Origin of the sequence: Geodermatophilus ruber (assembly GCF_900114385.1) — a bacterium.
In the GTDB taxonomy this organism is placed as follows: Bacteria; Actinomycetota; Actinomycetes; order Mycobacteriales; family Geodermatophilaceae; genus Geodermatophilus; species Geodermatophilus ruber.
This window is the reverse complement of record NZ_FOSW01000002.1, coordinates 187,456-201,018: the sequence shown is the minus strand read 5'-3', so window position 1 is coordinate 201,018 and position 13,563 is coordinate 187,456. Positions and strand designations below refer to the sequence as shown.

Below are 13,563 nucleotides of genomic sequence, written 5' to 3'. Positions count from 1 at the left end.
AGCAGCGCGGACGACGACGTCCGCCGACAGGAGCTCTCATGTCCGAACCACGCACCGTCGACGCCGTCATCGTCGGCGCCGGCCTCTCCGGCCTCTACCAACTGCACCGCCTGCGGGAGGCCGGGCTGTCCGTCCGGGTCCTGGAGGCAGCCGACGACGTCGGCGGCACCTGGTACTGGAACCGCTACCCGGGCGCCCGCTGTGACGTGGAGAGCATGTCCTACTCGTACTCGTTCTCCCCGGAGCTCGAGCAGGAGTGGACCTGGACCGAGAAGTACCCCACCCAGCCCGAGATCCTGAAGTACGTCAGGCACGTCGCCGACCGGTTCGACCTGCGCCGGGACATCACCTTCGGCACGCGGGTGACCAGCGCGGCCTACGACGAGACGACCGGCCGCTGGCTGGTCATCAGCGACAGCGGCGACGTCGTGGACGCCCGGTTCCTGATCATGGCCACCGGATGCCTGTCGGCGTCGAAGACGCCCGAGGTCCCCGGCCTGGACCGCTTCCAGGGGCCGACGTACCACACCGGGCACTGGCCGCACGACGGCGTGGACTTCACCGGGCAGCGGGTCGGCGTCATCGGCACCGGGTCCTCGGGGATCCAGTCCATCCCGATCCTCGCCGAGCAGGCGGCCGACCTCACGGTCTTCCAGCGCACGCCGAACTTCAGCATGCCGGCGGGCAACCGGCCGCTGACCGAGGACGAGATCCGGGAGATGAAGGCCAACTACCGGGCCTGGCGCGAGGCGCAGCGCACCTCCGCCTTCGGCGTCCCGGTGCGGCCGGCCACCCACTCCGCCCTCGAGGTGTCCGAGGAGGAGCGCAACGCCGTCTACCAGGACGGCTGGGACCAGGGGAACCTGGTCGCCATCCTCGGCTCCTACACGGACACGCTCACGAACAAGGAGGCCAACGACACCGCGGCCGAGTTCGTGCGCGACAAGATCCGCCGGATCGTCAAGGACCCCGAGCTCGCCGAGACGCTGTCGCCGCGCAGCTTCCCCTACGGGACCAAGCGCCCGTGCCTCGACACCGGGTACTACGAGACCTTCAACAAGGAGCACGTCCACCTCGTCGACGTGCGCAAGACCCCCCTCGTCGAGCTCACCGAGCGGGGCGTTCGCACCTCGGAGCAGGAGTACGAGTTCGACGCGATCGTCTTCGCCACCGGCTTCGACGCGATGACCGGCGCACTGGCCGCGATCGACATCCGCGGGAGGAACGGCCTGTCCCTCAAGGAGAAGTGGGGTGAGGGCCCGCGCACCTACCTGGGGCTGGCCATCGCCGGGTTCCCCAACCTGTTCACCATCACCGGCCCGCTCAGCCCGTCGGTGCTCAGCAACATGATCGTGTCCATCGAGCAGCACGTCGACTGGGTCACCGACTGCATCACCTGGATGCAGGAGCACGGCAAGACCGCGATCGAGACGACCACGGAGGCGGAGGACGCCTGGGTCGAGCACGTCGCCGAGGTCGGCGCGTACACCCTCTACCCCACGGCCGACTCCTGGTACATGGGCTCCAACGTGCCCGGCAAGCCACGGGTGTTCATGGCCTACATCGGCGGCGTGGGGACCTACCGTCAGCAGTGCGACCAGGTCGCGGCCGACGGCTACCGGGGATTCACGCTCACCCCCGCCTGAGCGCGACGTCGGGCCGCCCCGTCGCCAGAATGGCGAGGGGCGGCCCCGCGTGCCCACCGACGGGGGGATCGCCTCGGTCGGCCCCGTCCCCGGACAGGGAGGTGGCGCGGATGGCGGACCCCCCGGCCGACGAAGCCTTCACCATGCCGCCGACCCGGCGCGAGGCCGTGCTGCGCCGGATCCGCACGGAGATCGTCACCGGCGTCCTCCCGCCCGGCACCGTCCTCAAGGACGCCGAGGTCGCCGCCCGGCTGGGCGTGAGCATCACGCCGGTCCGGGAGGCCATCGCCCAGCTCGCCGCCGAGGGGCTCATCGACATCGCCCCCAACCGGAGCCGACGGGTCACCCAGGTGACGCAGAAGAACGCGCTGGAACTCATCGACGTCATGGCCGTGCTGGCCTGCGCCGGCTTCGAGTGGGGCGTTCCCAACCTGACCCCCTCGCACCTCCAGCGCATGCGCGTCCGGCTGGACGAGTTCGTGGCCAACCTGCGGGCCGGGAACCTGCCCGCAGCCTCGGCCGCGGGCGCGGACTTCAGCACGATCGTCATCCTCGCCAGCGGCAACCGGGAACTGCAGACCCACGTGGACCTGGTCGTCGCCCGCACCCTGCGGCTGATCGCGACCAGCGCGGGCGACGACATCTGGCAGGTCTGGGTGACCGGCTACCGCGAGACCCTCGAGCTGCTGGAGGCCGATCGCCCGGCCGACGCCGTCGCCCGCTATCGGCAGATCTACGTCGAGTACCGGGCCCTGGTGGAGACCATGCTCTTCCGGCCGCCCGGCTGCTGACCTGGGCGCTCGGTGCCGGCCGCCGACGGAGGTGGTCCGGTTCGGCCCGCCTCGGCTCCGTCGCACCGGTGGCATGACACGGCCCCGGCGCGGGGGCTTCACGGCCACGCCGGGGCCGGTGCGCGCGCCCTGCCCGTCACGGTGACCGCTCAAACCCCGCCGCGTCACGAGCTTTCACCGTCCGGTCGCGCGGGCCCACGGTGTCGGCGGACTTCGCCGACCACCGGTCACCCTTCCTCGGCGGCAGCGGGCGCGGCCCCGCCGGTCAGCTGCCCCGGGAGAGCGCGTCGCGGGCCCGGTCCAGCATCGCCGCGAACGGGCCGGCGACGTAGTTCGCCACCGTGGTCTTCGCGCTGGGGTGCGGATGGGTGGGGGCCAGCTGCTCGGCGCGCCGGACCCGGTCGCGGGCTGCGATCAGTGCGTGCGGGTCGGTGGTCTGCCGCAGCAGCGGGAACTCCTCGCGCTCCTCGGCCTCGGCGTGCTCGAGCACGGCCTGGCGGAACGCGGTGAACCGCACGACGAACTCGTTGCTGTCGACCTCCATCTTCTCCAGGTCGGCCAGGACCCGCTTGGCCTCGTTCTCCTCGGCCATCCGCTCGTCGGCGACGACGCGACCGTCGGGCGCCTTGCGGGTGAGCGGGCGGACGATCATCTCCTCGCCCGTCTCGTGCCGGGCCAGCATCTCCCGCACCTCGTCGAAAGCGCGCTGCCGCTCCGGCCCGCTGCGGTCCAGTACCTCGGCCAGCAACCCCCGGATCTGCCGGTGCTGGTCCAGCAGGAAGTCGACGACGTCGCTGGCGTCGTCGGTCGTCTCTCGTCCACCGGTCATGCCCCGCACCTTCCTCTCGCTGCCGGGACGGCACAGCGACCGGCTCCGGTCACCCGCCGCCCGCACGGGACTGCCACGCAGCCGATCCTGCCCGTGGGTCCCGGCCGGCGGCATCGGTCAGCCGGCCGATCGACAGCGGCCCTGGACCGGCGTCGGGCCCGCAGCCGGTCACGGTGGGTCGGCCGCCGCCGGCCCGGCGCTCGGGGTCGGTTCGGGGTGCGCGTGCGGCAGGACCTCGGGCTCGATGTCGGGCAGGGCCGACGGCACCGCATAGGCCCACACCAGGTGCCGGACGACCGGCTCGGTGCCGCCGGAGAGGAAACTGCGGGCGCGTTCCTCCAGGATGGCGTCGGCGACCGTTCCACGCTCGACGTGCTGGCGGAGATGCTCGTGCCAGGTGCTGACGGTGAACGTCTCCAGGAACAGCTCCGGGTTGTCCGCGTCCTGGAACACCCCCCACAGGAAGGCCCCGGTGCGGCGGCGGGCCCGGCCGAGCTCCCGCATGACGACGAGGAACTCGGGGACGTCGGAGCCGCGGACCCGCCACTCCACCGTGACCAGGACGGGGCCGGCGTCGTCGGCCCAGTGCAGGGCCGACGGCGGCTGCGGCCACGGGAGCTCGCTGTGCCGGACGTCCTCGTCCAAGCGCAGCGGCACCTGCAGCAGGCTCAACAGGGCGGTCAGGACCAGTCCCCCGGCGGGCAGGAGGAACGCCGCGGTGAGGCCGAGCGTGTCCGCCACCAGGCCCCAGGCCACGGCACCGAGGGCCTGCCCGCCCATGAAGACCAGCTGGAAGTAGGCCAGCGCACGGGCCCGGGCCCACGTGGGCAGCAGCAGCTGGGCCGTGGCGCCGAAGGTGGACTGCACGGCGACCCAGCTGAGCCCCGCCAGGACCAGGGCCGCCACGACCGCCTCCAGTGAGGTGGCCAGGCCCACCACGGCGACCGCCAGGGCGTACGCCAGGGTCGTGCCGAGGAGCAGCACCGGCGTGCCGAGCCGCTCGCGCAGCCGCGGCAGCACGACCGTCCCCACCACCGCTCCCAGCCCCACCGCGGCCAGCAGCCCGCCGTACCCGTTGGGCCCGAGGTCCAGCGGGCCACGGGCCAGGGCGGGCAGCAGCGCCCACAACCCGCTGGCGAACACCATGAACATCGCCGACCGGGCGAGCACGCTGCTGAACGCGGGAGCGCTGCGCACGTACCGCATCCCCGCGCGGATCGCCTGCCGGATCGGTTCGGCACCCAGCGGCTGCGGGATGAGTTCGCGCGGCCAGCGGTACAGCACGGCGATGACGCCGAGGAAGGACACCGCGTTCATGGCGAACGCTGCGGCCGGACCGGCCTGGGCGATGAGCAGGCCGCCGATCGCCGGCCCGACGGCCCGGGCGACGTTGCCATTGGCGCCGTTGAGCAGCGCGGCCTGGGGCAGCTCGTCGCGCTCCACCAACTCGGGCTGGATCGCCTGGAAGCAGGGTGCGGCCAGCGCCTGACCGACGGCCAGCAACGCCGTGAGGGTGAGCAGTCCGTTCGGCGTGACCGCGCCGGCCGCGGTGAGGACGGCCAGGGCAGCGGCCGACAGCAGCATCAGCGTCTGGCTGAGCAGCAGCAGCCGTCGCCGGTCGACGACGTCGCCGAGCGCGCCGGCGGGGATCACCAGGAGGAACACCGGCAGCGTCGCTGCCGTCTGCACGAGGGCGATCTGCAGCGCGGAGCCCCCGAGGTCGCCCATGAGCCACTGCGCGCCGACCGTCTGGGCCCAGGTGCCGGCGTTGGCGACGAACTGCGCGATCCACAGGGCCCGGAACCAGGGTCGCCGCAAGGGCGCCCACGCCGACGAGCCGTCGGTTGCGGGGGGCTCCACGCGGGGTGCGTCCCGGCGGACGTCCACGACGTCGACCATCCCCGGGCTCTACCCATGCGCACCCGGCCCACGCAACCGTCGCGGCCCCAATGGTGGCGCCGGAGCCCACCGCGGTCGGTGAGTTCGCCCGCAGGGTCGCGGAGCAGGCCGAGCTCATCGGGACAGCGCCGTGGTCCCGGCTCACGCTCCGGAGCGCTGGTTCCTGCCCACCCGGCCGGCCGGCGCACGCCCGCCGCGCGTCCCGACCTCGCGTCGGCGCGCCCCCAGGTCCGCGCCCTGACGGACCAGCTCGGCCTGCACGGCGGCGACCTCGACCTGCCGCGGTGGGCGCCCCGAGGTGGCGGCCAGCGCCGCGCAGACGCCGGCGGCCTGCCCGGTCGCCATCGCGGTCGGGGTGACCCGGTAGGACGAGTGCGCCTCGTGGGTGCCGGAGATGCAGCGGCCGGCGGTCAGCAGGTCGTCGACGTCTCGCGGCAGCAGGCAGCGCAGGGGGATGTCGTAGGCGTCCCCGGCCGGCACCGAGCGCAGCACGGTGCCCCTGCCGTTGGGGTTGTGGATGTCGACCGGGTAGGTCCCGCGGGCGATCACGTCGTCGAACTTGCGGGCGATCAGGATGTCCTCGCCGGTGAGCAGGTAGTCGCCCAGGATGCGCCGGGTCTCCCGGACACCGACCTGCACGCCGCTCTGCACGACGTAGGACTCGCCGAAGCCGGGCACGTAGTCGCGGAGGAAGGCCGCGACCTGGGCCATCTGGCGGTGGCTCACCGCCTCGGCGTGGGTGAGGTCGAAGACGTCGGTGCCGAAGACCTGCGAGACCCGGGTCGAGTTGACCGCCACCTCCCCCGGGTGCGCCGTCCCGAAGAACAGGATGTCCTCGCGGGGCAGGTCCAGGTCGCCCGCGGCGGTCGCCTCCTCGACCAGATCCCACAGCCCGTGGACGCTGCGCCACTGGTCGGGGTGCTCGGCCACGTACCGGCCGAACGCGTCCTCGTCGTAGCCGACCATGCGGAACATCAGCGTCATCGGCTGCACCAGCCCGTCGCGCTCGCGGCCGATCTCGAACGGCGCCCCGGCGGCCGCCGCGATGTCGCCGTCCCCCGTGCAGTCCACCGTCGCCCGCGCGGAGAGGACCAGCGGCCCGGACTTGGTCTCGAACACCACCTCACCGGCCCGGCCCTCGGTGCGGACCCCGCTGGCGAACGCATGCAGCAGGTAGCGCACGCCGGCGCCGTCGAGCAGGTCGAGCGCGACCTGCTTGAACACCTCCGGGTCGAACGGGACGGTGTAGCCGGTCTCGGCCGAGGGCGGAACGGCGCCACCGGCCTCGATCAGCCGGTCGATGACCTCCACGTGCTTGCCGGCCACGACCGGCTCGCCCTCGCCGTGGTCGGTGGGGAACAGCCCCACGTCGCCCATCCGCGGCGGCCGCGGACGGCGGGTGTGGAAGGACATCCACGGCATCACCAGTGCCGCCGTCGCGTTCCCGCCCAGGAACCCGTACCGCTCGACGAGGACGACGTCGGCCCCGGCGTCGGCCGACGCCAGCGCGGCCCCGAGGCCGGCCGGCCCGCCGCCGACGACGAGGACGTCGGCCTCAGCCGCGTGCAGCGCTGAGCGCGGGGGCAGCGTCAGCCGCTCCGCTCCTGCCGGCCGGGTCAACGGGGGCACGCCGAACTCCCTTCTCGGGGTTCAGGCCGTCGGCCGCGGGCGCCGCCCGCGACGGCCCGGACAGCAGGTCCAGGACGTGCTGCAGCGCCGCGGCAGCCCGGGGCTTGAGCTTCTCGGTCCGGGCCCGTACCCGGCGCCCGTGCTCGTTCCGCTCGTCCCAGATCCGGTCGAGGGCCGACAGCAGCGGGCCGACCGCGGCCCGGTCGAGGCTGTCCGGCGTCGGGACGCCCAGCGCCCGGGCCAGCTCGGTGACCTTGCCGGCGTAGGGCAGCGGCAGGAAGGGCACCCCGGAGATCGCCGCGAAGATCAGAAAGTGCAGCCGCATGCCGACGGCCAGGTCCATGTGCTGCATCAGGCCGAGCAGTTCGCATGGCGTGTACGAGCCGTGCAGCACGCGGGCCCGGTCCGGGGCCACCATGTGGGACAGCACGGCATGGCTCTCGCGGACGTCACCGCGCTCCATGGGGATGAACACGATCTGCCCCGCGTAGCGGTGCACCGCGAAGTCCGCCACCGCTGCGAGCGTCGAGTGGTGGGACTCGGCCGCGAGCCCCGGCGCCGCCCCGCCGGGCTCCCGCACGGAGATCGCGATCATGCGGCCCGAGGTGTCGACCCCCTCGCCGGCGAGCGCATCGGCCGGGAAGGGCTCCGGCACGAGCAGCAGCGCCGGGTCGGCCACCACGTGGACGGGGCGGTCGACCCCCACCTCCTGCAGGACCCGCTTGCTGTCCTCGTCCCGGACGGTCACCCGGGTCATGTCCGTGAGCACCTCGCGCACGACGCGGCGGTCCTCGGGCGTGGTGAGCGGCCCGGCACCGAGGGCGTAGGCCACCGTCGGCACCCCGTACCGGTGCGCCGTCCGCACGTGCCGGAGGTACTCGGTGGCCTCGCCGTCGTACAGCAGGCCGCCGCCGCCGATCACGAGGACGTCCAGCCGGGAGATCTCCTCGTCCACCGCGTCGCAGAACCCCCGGCGGGCGTCGATGGCCCGGTCCACCTCGTGGGCGTCCCGGCTGTGCGCGGCGTCGCGGGAGAAGAGCACGGTCTCGGCGAACGGGGCGGCCTCCCGCAACGAGGCCAGCATGGAGGTCAGGATCGCCTCGTCACCGACGTTCAGACCGCCGTAGGAGCCGAGCAGTCCGATTCTTGCCATTCCGTGCTCCTGTCCGGGTGGTACCGGTCGTGCGCCCCCGGTCGGTGGCTGGGCCCCGGGTCGTCACGACCTGCCCGGCGCGCATGCGCATCGGGCGGGGGTAGGGGAAGCGGCCGGCGCCCGCGATTCGGGAAGCCGCTGAGAGGCAGACGCTGTCCGAGGCGTTACCCGCACGCGGATCGGCTCACTCGGGACGAACGGCCCATGCCCGGCGGCCGGGGTGCGAGCTAGCGTCGGGGGTCCCCGGGGTCGAGTCCGGATGCCCGGGATCGGTGGGCAGCACCCGACACGTGAGCTCGGGGGACGACGATGACGAAGCCGACCGGCCGGCTCCACCGCTGGCTCGACTCCTGGCCCGTCTACCGCCAGCTCACCGGCCCCGACCGCACGGGGCGCGGGGCGGCCGCGCAGTCCCCGCGCTCCCGGCAACTGCATGCACGGACCTCGGCGGCCGAGCCACCGGCGCGATCGGTCTGCCCCTACTGCGCCGTGGGCTGCGCGCAGCTGGTCTACACGAAGGACGGCCGGGTGACCCAGATCGAGGGTGACCCCGCCTCCCCCATCTCCCGGGGCCGGCTGTGCCCCAAGGGGTCGGCCAGCCTGCAGCTGGTCACCGGGCCGCAGCGGGAACAGCGCGTCCGCTACCGGGCGCCGTACGCCACCGAGTGGAGCGACCTGCCGCTGGACACGGCGATGGACATGATCGCCGACCGGATGCTCGACGCCCGCCGGCGCGGCTGGCAGGACACCGACGCCGACGGGAGCGTGCTGCGCCGCACCATGGGCATCGCCGGTCTCGGCGGGGCGACGACGGACAACGAGGAGAACTACCTCTTCAAGAAGCTGTGGACCGCCATGGGCGCGGTGCAGATCGAGAACCAGGCCCGCATATAGCACTCCGCCACCGTCCCCGGTCTGGGGACCAGCTTCGGCCGTGGCGGGGCGACCGACTACCAGCAGGACCTGGTCAACTCCGACTGCATCGTGATCATGGGCTCGAACATGGCCGAGTGCCACCCGGTCGGGTTCCAGTGGGTGATGGAAGCCAAGCAGCGCGGCGCGCGGGTGATCCACGTCGACCCGCGATTCACCCGGACCAGCGCGCACGCCGACCAGTACGTCCGGATCCGGGCCGGCACCGACATCGCCTTCCTCGGCGGCGTGATCAACCACATCCTCGGCAACGACCTCGACTTCCGGGAGTACGTGCAGGCGTACACGAATGCCGCGTTCCTCGTGCGGGAGGAGTTCGCCGACACCGAGGACCTCGACGGCCTGTTCAGCGGCTACGAGCCCGGGAGGGCGCGCTACGACAGCAGCAGCTGGGGGTACGAGGGCGCGGGCCACCACCCGACCCGCCCGATGGAGTCGGGCATGGGCGGCCCGCCCATCGACATGCCGGCGCGGATCGCCGAGGACCCGACGCTGCAGCACCCGCGGTGCGTCTTCCAGATCCTCAAGCGGCACTTCTCCCGCTACACGCCGGAGATGGTCGAGCGGATCTGCGGCGTCCCGCAGGACCGCTTCCTCGAGGTCTGCCGGGCCTGGACGGCGAACTCCGGCCGCGACCGCACCGCGGCGCTGGTCTACAGCGTCGGCTGGACGCAGCACACCGTCGGCGCGCAGAACATCCGCGCCGGCGCGATCGTGCAGCTGCTGCTGGGCAACGTCGGCCGCCCGGGCGGCGGCGTGTACGCGCTGCGGGGGCACGCCAACATCCAGGGGTCCACCGACATCCCCACGCTCTTCGACCTGCTGCCCGGCTACCTGCCGATGCCCGACGCCGACCGCCATCCGGATCTCGCGGCCTACCTCGACGCGATGCGCGCCCGAGGCCAGAAGGGCTACTGGCAGGGCGCGGACGCCTACCTGATCTCACTGCTCAAGGAGTGGTTCGGCGACGCGGCGACCCCCGAGAACGACTTCGGCTACGGCTGGCTGCCGCGGATCAACGGCGACCACGGCACCTACCGGACGACGATGGACATGATCGACGGCCGGGTGTTCGGCTACCTGGTCATGGGCCAGAACCCCGCCGTGGGCTCGGCGAACGGCCGGCTGCAGCGCCTCGGGCTGGCCAACCTGGACTGGCTGGTCGTCCGCGACCTCACGATGCTCGAGACCGCCACCTTCTGGAAGGACGCCCCCGAGATCGAGACCGGGGAGATCGTCCCGGAGCAGTGCCGCACCGAGGTGTTCTTCCTCCCGGCGGCGTCGCACGTGGAGAAGGCCGGGACGTTCACCCAGACCCAGCGGATGCTCCAGTGGCGGGAGAAGGCCGTCGACCCGGTCGGCGACCAGCGCTCCGACGCGTGGTTCTTCCACCAGCTCCACTGCCGGATCCGCGACCGGCTGACCGACTCGACCGACCCCCGCGACGAGCCGCTGCAGCGGCTCGCCTGGGACTACCGGCTGGAGGGCAGCGGGGCGCACGAGGAGCCGGATCCCGACGACGTGCTCCGGCACATCAACGGCCTCGACCTCACCACCGGGCGCACCGTCGACGGCGCCGCGCAGCTGCGCGCCGACGGCACCACCGCCTGCGGCTGCTGGCAGTACTGCGGGGTGTACGCCCACGAGCAGAACCAGGCGGCGCACCGCAAACCACACGACGAGCAGGGCCCCTACGACCCGGCGTGGGGCTGGACGTGGCCCGGCAACCGCCGGGTGCTGTACAACCGGGCCTCGGCCGACCCGGACGGCAGGCCCTGGAGCGAGCGCAAGAAGCTGCTCTGGTGGGACCCCGCGGCCGGCCGGTGGACCGGCTACGACGTCCCGGACTTCCCGGCCACCACCCCGCCCGGCCACGTCCCTCCGGAGGGCGCGCGTGGGCCCGAGGCGCTGCGCGGCGACGACCCGTTCATCATGCAGGGCGACGGCAAGGGCTGGCTGTTCGCGCCGCAGGGCCTGTGCGACGGGCCACTGCCGACCCACTACGAGCCGCACGAGTCGCCGATGCGCAACCCCCTCTACGGCCAGCAGAGCAACCCGACGCGGCGGGTCTACCCGCGGCCGGAAAACCCGTACAACCCGTCGCCCCCGGAGGCCCACGGCGAGGTCTTCCCGTTCGTGCTCACCGCCGCCCGGCTCACCGAGCACCACACCGCCGGCGCGATGAGCCGGCAGCTGCCCCACCTCTCCGAGCTGCAGCCCGAACTGTTCGTCGAGGTCTCCCCCGAGCTGGCGCGGATGCGGGGGCTGACCCACCTGGGTGTGGCGCACGTCGTCACCAGCCGGAGCGCGGTCGAGGCCCGCGTGTACGTGACCGACCGGATGGCCCCGCTGCGCCTGGACGGGCGCGTCGTGCACCAGGTGTGGCTCCCCTACCACTGGGGGCCCACCGGGCTGGTCACCGGCGACGTGGTCAACGACCTCCTCGGCGTCGTCGCCGACCCCAACGTCCTGATCCAGGAGAGCAAGGTCGCCACCTGCGACATCCGCCGGGGCCCGCGCCCGCACGGAGCCCAACCGACCGGCCGCCTCGACTCGCTGCGCGCCCGCGCGGGCGGTCCCGCTGTCGCGGGAACCACGTCCGGAACGGCAGTCCCCAGGGAGATGCCATGACCAGCGACGCCGTGACCAGAGAGCTGGCGGAACCGCCGGACGCCCTCGCCCGGGCCAACGGGTACGACGAGCCGCCGCCACGCGTCGGCTTCTTCACCGACACGTCGGTCTGCATCGGCTGCAAGGCGTGCGAAGTGGCCTGCAAGGAGTGGAACGACGTCCCCGACGACGGCCTGGACCTGCTGGGCATGTCCTTCGACAACACCGGGATGCTGGGCGCGAACTCGTGGCGCCACGTCGCCTTCGTGGAGCAGCGGCGCCCGGCCGGGCAGCAGGGCGACGGCTGGGCGCTCCTCGACGAGATGACCGCCGAGGTCGAACCCCGGCTGCGGGCCGCTCCCCGCGGTGGCTCCGAGCTCGGCACGACACCGCTCCCCACAGCACCCGGGGGCGCCGTCCAGGACCTGGGCATGCCGACGTTCACCCGCCCCGGGGACGGCACCGGCGCGGAGACCCGCACCGACTTCCGCTGGCTGATGGAGTCGGACGTGTGCAAGCACTGCACGCACGCGGGCTGCCTGGACGTCTGCCCGACCGGGGCGCTGTTCCGCACCGAGTTCGGCACCGTCGTCGTCCAGCAGGACATCTGCAACGGCTGCGGGTACTGCGTGAGCGGGTGCCCGTACGGGGTGATCGACCGCAGCCCGCTGGATGGCCGGGCGCACAAGTGCACGCTGTGCTACGACCGGTTGCACGACGGCCTGACCCCCGCCTGCGCCAAGGCGTGCCCGACCGAGTCCATCCAGTTCGGCGACCTCGACGAGCTGCGCGAGCGCGCCGATCGCCGGCTGGCCGACCTGCACCAGCAGGGCGTGGAGGAGGCCCAGCTCTACGGCCGCGACCCCGGCGACGGGGTGGGCGGGCACGGCTCGCTGTTCCTGCTGCTGGACGACCCCGAGGTGTACGGGATGCCGCCCGCACCGGTCGTCCCCACCCGCTACGCCCCCCAGATCTGGCGCCGGGTGGGCGCGGCCGCCGGGGCGTTCGCCCTCGCCGCGATCGGGGCGTTCGTCTCCGCCGCGGTCGGGAACCGGCCGTGAGCGAGCTGCCGGAGAACGCGGCACCGCCGGCCGAGGCCCGCTCCTACTACGGCCGCCCGGTGATCAAGGCGCCGGTCTGGGAGTGGCCCGTCCCCGCCTACCTGTTCACCGGCGGGCTGGCCGCCGGGACGGCCGTCCTGGCGGCCGGCGCCGACGTCGTCGGGGCCGGCCGGTTGCGCCGCGCCTGCTGGCTCGGCTCCTTCGGGGCCCTGCTCAGCAGCATCGTGCTGCTCGTCGCCGACCTTGGGCGGCCGGAGCGGTTCCACCACATGCTGCGGGTGGCCAAGCCGACCTCGCCGATGAGCATGGGCACCTGGCTGCTGACCGCCTTCGGGCCCGGCGTGGCCGCGGCCGCGATCTGGGAGCTGCTGCCGGAGCGGTGGCGGTCGTCCTGGCCGGCCCGGCTGCTGCGCACGGTCTCCCGTGGCGTCGGTCTCGCCTCGGCCGCAACCGCGCCCGGCGTGGCCACGTACACCGCCGCGCTGCTGTCCCAGACGGCCGTGCCCGGCTGGCAGGAGGTCCGCGAGGAGCTGCCGTTCGTGTTCGCCGGGTCCGCGGCGGCCAGCGGCGGCGGCTTCGGCATGGTGGCCGCCCCGCCGTCGGAGGCCGGCCCGGCCCGCGCCTTCGCGGCGATCGGCGCGGCCGGAGAGCTCGTGGCGTCCCAGGTGATGGAGCGGCGCATGGGCCTGATCCGGGAGGTGTACCACCACGGTGCGGCCGGACGCCGCCGCAGGGGCGCCGACCTGCTCACCGCCGCCGGGCTGGCGGGCACCGTGCTCGCCGCGCCGCGCAGCAGGATCGGCGCCGCCGTGTCCGGGATCGCCCTGCTGGCCGGCAGCGCGCTGCAGCGGTTCGGGGTCTTCGAGGCCGGCGTCGAGTCCACCAAGGACCCCCGGTACGTGGTGGTGCCGCAGCGGCAGGCCCTGGAGGCCGCCGGGCGCGACCGGGCGGTCAGCGGCTGACCGTCAGCGCCCCTCACGCGACCGGGCCGTCAGGGATTCCCCCGCGCTCC

Annotated in this window: 9 protein-coding genes and 1 pseudogene; 6 read left to right on the top strand and 4 right to left on the bottom strand. The window is 73.6% G+C overall.

What is annotated here, in order from left to right; genetic code table 11:
- Positions 1 to 38 precede the first annotated feature (38 nt).
- Entirely contained in the window at positions 39 to 1,646 is a 1,608-nt protein-coding gene (locus BMZ50_RS03650; protein WP_091321366.1) for a flavin-containing monooxygenase, read from the top strand.
- 110 nt (positions 1,647 to 1,756) lie between these two features.
- A complete protein-coding gene (locus tag BMZ50_RS03645) occupies positions 1,757 to 2,437 on the top strand; it encodes a GntR family transcriptional regulator (RefSeq protein ID WP_091321365.1) in 681 nt (226 codons plus the stop codon).
- Positions 2,438 to 2,702: 265 nt separating this feature from the next.
- Here the strand turns inward: BMZ50_RS03645 and BMZ50_RS03640 are convergent, their stop codons facing one another.
- The 4 genes from BMZ50_RS03640 to BMZ50_RS03625 form a co-directional block, all read right to left on the bottom strand.
- A complete protein-coding gene (locus BMZ50_RS03640) occupies positions 2,703 to 3,266 on the bottom strand; it encodes a hemerythrin domain-containing protein (RefSeq protein ID WP_091321363.1) in 564 nt (187 codons plus the stop codon).
- Positions 3,267 to 3,434: 168 nt separating this feature from the next.
- Positions 3,435 to 5,165 (bottom strand): MFS transporter, encoded by a 1,731-nt coding sequence (locus BMZ50_RS03635; protein ID WP_091321361.1) that lies wholly within the window; start codon positions 5,163 to 5,165, stop codon positions 3,435 to 3,437.
- A gap of 141 nt (positions 5,166 to 5,306) precedes the next feature.
- On the bottom strand, positions 5,307 to 6,794 hold the full coding sequence (locus tag BMZ50_RS03630; RefSeq protein WP_091321360.1) for an FAD-dependent oxidoreductase: 1,488 nt from the start codon (positions 6,792 to 6,794) through the stop codon (positions 5,307 to 5,309).
- Positions 6,721 to 7,947 (bottom strand): polysaccharide pyruvyl transferase family protein, encoded by a 1,227-nt coding sequence (locus BMZ50_RS03625; RefSeq protein WP_091321910.1) that lies wholly within the window; start codon positions 7,945 to 7,947, stop codon positions 6,721 to 6,723. The genes BMZ50_RS03630 and BMZ50_RS03625 overlap by 74 nt, the downstream gene beginning before the upstream one ends.
- A 309-nt stretch (positions 7,948 to 8,256) precedes the next feature.
- On the opposite strand from BMZ50_RS03625, the gene BMZ50_RS25345 reads away from it, so the two are divergent.
- The 4 genes and pseudogenes from BMZ50_RS25345 (at position 8,257) to nrfD (ending at position 13,513) form a co-directional block, all read left to right on the top strand.
- Complete coding sequence (locus BMZ50_RS25345) at positions 8,257 to 8,841, top strand: dehydrogenase (RefSeq protein WP_091321358.1); 585 nt, start codon at positions 8,257 to 8,259, stop codon at positions 8,839 to 8,841.
- Positions 8,842 to 8,853: 12 nt separating this feature from the next.
- Positions 8,854 to 11,511, top strand: a pseudogene (gene fdh / locus BMZ50_RS03615) (formate dehydrogenase); the annotation flags it as partial.
- Entirely contained in the window at positions 11,508 to 12,551 is a 1,044-nt protein-coding gene (locus BMZ50_RS03610) for a 4Fe-4S dicluster domain-containing protein (RefSeq protein WP_091321354.1), read from the top strand. The pseudogene fdh and the gene BMZ50_RS03610, both read left to right, overlap by 4 nt.
- Positions 12,548 to 13,513: an NrfD/PsrC family molybdoenzyme membrane anchor subunit gene (gene nrfD, locus BMZ50_RS03605; protein ID WP_218146078.1), complete on the top strand. Its 966-nt coding sequence runs from the start codon at positions 12,548 to 12,550 to the stop codon at positions 13,511 to 13,513. The genes BMZ50_RS03610 and nrfD overlap by 4 nt, the downstream gene beginning before the upstream one ends.
- The last annotated feature ends 50 nt before the right edge of the window (positions 13,514 to 13,563 follow it).